Origin of the sequence: Burkholderia sp. HMSC10F09 (assembly GCF_001806955.1) — a bacterium.
GTDB classification, from domain to species: Bacteria; Pseudomonadota; Gammaproteobacteria; order Burkholderiales; family Burkholderiaceae; genus Burkholderia; species Burkholderia multivorans.
Genome location: NZ_KV786733.1, coordinates 1 through 3,847, shown reverse-complemented (window position 1 = coordinate 3,847; position 3,847 = coordinate 1). Strand labels below are relative to the sequence as shown.

The 3,847-nt window shown below is 69.6% G+C and carries 2 pseudogenes; both read right to left on the bottom strand.

The features are described 5' to 3' along the window. Positions 1-3,525 (bottom strand): annotated as a pseudogene (locus HMPREF3115_RS15730) (LWXIA domain-containing protein); the annotation flags it as partial. Between the two features lie 200 nt (positions 3,526-3,725). Continuing rightward, positions 3,726-3,847 (bottom strand): annotated as a pseudogene (locus HMPREF3115_RS32475) (lytic transglycosylase); the annotation flags it as partial.

Sequence of the window (3,847 nt, the reverse complement as noted above, 5' to 3'; positions counted from 1 at the left end):
CGGCTGCGCGGGCTCGGCCGCGGCCGGACGCGCGTCGGGCGGCGGCGCGTCGTCGTGCGGGACGGTCTCGTCGGGCGTCGTCGCCGTGCGCGGCGGCGCGATTTCGTGCGCGTACTTCAGCTCGATGCCGTCGGACACGCTGAGCCCGCCGTGCTCGTCGGCCGTGATGCGCGCATCCGTCGCGTAGCGATCGAAACGCGTCAGCGCGAGTCCTTTCACGCGCTCGCCGAGCGTGATGGTTCCATCCTGATCGAGAAACGCCGTCGATTCCGTCCGGCTGCGCGCGCCGGTATTGACCGCGTTGCCGCGGTTCAGCACGCGGATCGGCACGCCCTTGTACGTCAGGATCCGGTTGCCGGCACGCAGCGTGCCGTCGGCCGCGACGGTCACGGTCTTGCCGTCCAGCGTCGCGTGCTGGCGTCCGATCCGCAGCGTGCTCTCTGCCGCATACTTGTCCTGGCCGACCGTCACGCGCTCGTCGCCGATCCGCACCGCCTGATTGCCGAGATCGCGCGCGCCGAAGCTGCCGGTGCGGCGCACGATGCCGGTCGACAGCGCCTTGATCCGCTGCGGGCCCGCGGCCAGCCCGGCGTTCAGCAGGAACGACGTCGCGTCGTCGGCCAGCCGGTCGGTGTGGCCCGTCGCCGCGTCGTAGCCGAACTGGGCCGCGGCATCGGCGGCGCCGCCGTACGCGGAGGCCTTCGTCGCGAACGACGTGCCGGTCGCGACGCGCGACGCGAACGTCTGCGCGTCGCCGCCGGCGCGTTCGACGAGCTTGGCGACCGTCGCCGTCTTGCTGCCTAATGCCAGCACCTTGCCGACGCCGCCGACGCCGAGCGGCACGAGGTTCAGATAGTCGGCGCGCGCGCCCGCGTCGAGCGGATTGATCGTCCGGTCGTGCTGCATGCGGTTCACGAGGTCGTAGCCCGAGTTCGCGACGGCCGCGGCGGCCGACGTGTACATCATCCCGGTGCCGACCGCATTGAGCGCGATGCCGAGCGGTGCGCCGAACACGGTCGCATCGAGCAGGCCGCCGCCGACTTCGAGCGCGAGGCCGCCGAGCAGCATCCCGAGATTGACGTCGCCGGAGCCGAACGTGTGCATCACGCTTTCCCACCAGCTGTCGTCGTGCGCGCTGTTGCGATGATCGATCTGCGCGACGCCGTTTGCGCCGTAGCCGGTCGCGATGTCGAGCGTGCCGTCCGACGAGAGCTCGTTGTCGTCGATGAAGTTGTCGATGCTCGAATACTTCGAGCCCTGATCGTCGACGTAGTGCGTGTCGCCGCTCGCGTTCGTCACCTTGAAGATCGCGCTCGTCACGAGGCCGGCGTCCTTCGACGCGTAGACGATCGGCATTACGTTCACGCGCGTGCCGTCGCCGCCGCCGAGCTTCAGCAATTCGTCGCGCACCTTGTCGATCGACGCGAGCTTCTGGCCGTCGGTGAACTGCGCGGCGTGCGGCGCATCGCTCGAGGCGTCGGGCGACAGGCCGATCGCGACGCCGACGAGGTTGCGCTGCTGCGTGGCGTCGAGCTTGCCGAAGTCGATCGTGCCGCCGTGCTGCGTCGCTTCGCCGGCCTTGTCGAGCAGCGACTGCGACAGTTCGCTGCGGTGCGCGCCGAAGAACTCGGACAGCGCTTTCGCGTAATCCTTCTGGTCGCCCTCGGTCTTGCGCGCGCGCAGCCGTTCGTCGAGGTGCGCGTCGAATTCGTTGAACAGCACCTGCTGGTGCAGCGTTTCGCCGATCAGCCGCGTGCGGTCGACATCCTTGTTCGCCTGGTCGAGCGCCGCACGCGCGTCGGACAGCTGCTGCGCATACGGGTTCACGACGAACGGCACGGGCGCCGTCAGCGGAATGTTCTTCGGCACGCCGTCCTGCGGCTTCGCGACCGCGAGCAGCGAAGGCGTCGGGCCCGCGCCGTGATCGCGGTTCCATGCGTCGTACTGCTGCTGCAAATCGTCGACCTTCGCCTTCAGGCCGGCCTGCTTCGCCTGCGCGTCGGCGAGCGTCTGCTTGATCGCGCGCTCGTTGACGACGGCCGTCATCCGGTCGGTCGCGCCGTGCAGCGACGAGGCGATCGTCTTCAAGCCCTTGATCTCGAGCGGCGTCGGATCGTTCGCAACGCACATCGTCCGATGATCGTAGCGGTCCTGCACGCCCGCGGCCACGTCGTCGTAATGGATCGCGAGCGCATTGCCGTACGCGGAGACGAAGCCGTCGTGCGCGATGCTCGCTGCCTCTTTTCCTTTCGTCAGCGCCGCGTACGCATCGCTGACGCCGCGCGCGGCGTCCGGGTCGCGCACCGGCACGCGCGTGCCGTCCGGGCGCAACTGCGTCGCATCCTGCCGCGCGGCATCGTAGCGGCCCTGCAGTTCCTTCACCTGCCGGTTCGCATACAGCATCTGCAGATAGCCGGCGCTCATGCGCGCGCTCGCCTGTGCATGGTTGAGGCGGTCTTGCTGCGCGCCGACCGTCGTCGACATCACGGTCGGCCCGTACTTGCCCGATACCGCGTTGTACGTGATCTGGATATCGGCGACGTCGGCCGCGTCGCTCGCGGCATTCACGCACGCATTCGCGTAGTTCGCGTCGTCGACGGCGCTCGCGAGATTCGCGCGCGCTTCGTCGGGCTTCAGCCGTTCGGGCACGTCGATCACGCGGCCGAGCGGCGCGAGCGCGTCGTTGACGCGGGCGATGCCGGCGTTCATCGCATCGGCGAGCTCGCCGTCCGACGCGTACGACTGCAGCTGCGCATAGGCGAGATTCGAGTTCGCGATGTCCGCGTTGTGCCGCGCCTTCGCGGCGGACAGCTTCGCGTCCGCGCGCTGCCAGGCGTCGTACGCCTGCTTCTGCTGCGGCGTCCAGTGCGCCTGCGACGCCTGCGTCGGATCGTCGCCGAGCCCCGGCACGGCCGCCTTCAACTGCGCGAGCGCCGCATTCGCGTCCGACTGCGCGGAGCCGGCACGGTGCGGATCGAGCGCCTGCTTGTCGTGATCGGCCTGCTGCGCGTACGCGATCATGTAGCCCGCATCGGTCGTCACGTTCAGCTCTTTTTCGGCGTTCGCCGTCGCCGCATGCGCGTGGTCGTAGTCGGTCTGCGCGCGCGCGATCGCATCCTTCGTCGACGACGGATCGTTCTGCGCATTCGTGAGCGCCGTCTGCTTCTGCGCTTCGTCCTTCAGCGCGTTGTCGTACTTCGTCTGCGCGCCCTGGATCGCCGTTTGCGCGGCCTTCGTCAGCGGATCGTCGACGGTGATGTCGGGCGGCTTCGGCCGATACTGTTCGGCCAGGCTGCGGATCAGCGAGGTCGCGGACGCGATCTCGGCATTGGTCGGGTTCGACGGATCGGTATCGGGCGTGACCTGCACGGTGACGGCCGGCGGCGGCGTGTCGACGCGCTGCTTGACCGGATCGCTCGACTGCTGCGCGGCCTGGCTCGCCGCTTTCGCGCGCTCCGCCTCGAGCGTGCGCTCGAGAAACATCATCCAGTTGACGCCCATTCCAACGCCGTCGATGTCCAGCATGAAGCCCTCCGGTCGGATGCCGGGCAGAGGGGCGCGCCGCTGCCGGGCAGCGGGCGCCTTCAGCCTAGACGAAGAGTCTAAAAGGGCGCGTGCGGCGTGCGTGCGAGGCGTTTCGTAGCGCATCGCCGCTACGCGGCGGCGGCCGCGCCGACGCTACGAACGACGCGCGCGCATCCGGCTGCCGTGCTTGCGCCGCCCGCTCACTGGTCGAGACAGCGCACGCACAGCCGCTTGGCCTGGCTCGGCGGCAGCCCGCGGCACATCATCATGACGGGGCGTGCGTGGCACGACGGCGCGTCGGCGGAGGCGGCCGGCGACGGCA